General features: G+C 40.7%; 1 protein-coding gene. It reads left to right on the top strand.

From position 1 onward, the window contains the following. The first annotated feature begins 84 nt into the window (after positions 1–84). Complete coding sequence (locus ADA01nite_RS20560) at positions 85–1,068, top strand: DMT family transporter (protein ID WP_146812307.1); 984 nt, start codon at positions 85–87, stop codon at positions 1,066–1,068. The last annotated feature ends 134 nt before the right edge of the window (positions 1,069–1,202 follow it).

The following is a 1,202-nucleotide window of genomic DNA, read 5'->3' as shown; positions in this document are numbered from 1 at the left end:
ATGATTTTCATGTCGGGGTTGTGGCTGAGGTGCCATGGTGGTTTTATATCATGAAATATATGTAAAGGCGAAAAGAGGAATCGTATGGATAAAACTACAGCCCTGCTTTGGATTGCTATTATTCTTTGGGGAGTTGCTATTGCCCCTGCAAAATGGGCATTAGAATCATTTCCCCCTTTTTTTCTTATGTTTCTTCGATTGTTATTTGCCGGCCTTCTTTTTTTGCCGTACGCTTTGAAGAAAAGGCAGAAAAAGAATGTGCCCATTCCGTGGAAGCGATTATCTATTCTTTCTTTTACAGGGGTTGCAGGATATTCCATGCTGTACACTTTCGGAATTGCTCTTACAAGTGGGACGCACGTAAGTATCATTGATGCTTCTATTCCTTTATTTATCCTGCTACTTTCGGCGTTTTACTTGAAGGAAAAGATTATGTATATACAGTGGATTGCACTTGCGATAGGGACACTCGGGGTTCTATTTATTTCATTGCCAATAACCAATATAGCAATAACTTCAGAAGCATCCGATGTGAATGGTTCCTCTTTTGTGGGAGATATGCTTATCCTGGCAAGCGCGTGGTTGTTTGCTTTTTATACGATACAGCTGAAGCGGCCTCAGGCTGAAGCGGCATTGTCTAGTGAGATGTTTACTGCGTTAACACTCATACTGGGAGCATTAGTAGTCTGTCCTTTTGCACTTGTTGAAATGTTTTTGTACGGATGGTCAGTAGAAGTTACTGTGAAAAGTTGGTGGAGTCTTTGCTTTTTAGTACTGGGTTCTTCCATTCTAGCGTACTGGTGTTGGAATACAGCATTAGAAAAGGTTTCAGGAGCCAGGAGTGGGATTTATCTTAACATACTTCCCTTAGTCAGTATTTTAGCTTCTGTTGTTTTTTTACATGAGAAATTGACGGGGAAAATTATTCTGGGAGGGATATTCGTGTTAATAGGAGTAGTAATGGCAGAAAAGGCGTCACGTACTCAGCATAGAAAGGGTGTATATAACGCTGTAATCGAAAAAGCAGCGCAAGAAAAAGAAGTTAAAGAAAAGGAAACAACCGCTTAGATACGGTTATTTCCTTAAGGTGTCAGAAAACCTTATTTAACATTTTTCCGAAAGAAGTCTTCCACTTCTAAACGTGAAGGTGTGATGACACTCGTGAAAGTGGGAGATGAATGTCGGTGAGACGGTGCCTACCC

It is taken from the genome of Aneurinibacillus danicus, from assembly GCF_007991215.1.
GTDB lineage: Bacteria > Bacillota > Bacilli > Aneurinibacillales > Aneurinibacillaceae > Aneurinibacillus > Aneurinibacillus danicus.
The sequence above is the reverse complement of the archived record's forward strand: the minus strand, read 5'-3'. Positions and strand labels throughout refer to the sequence as shown.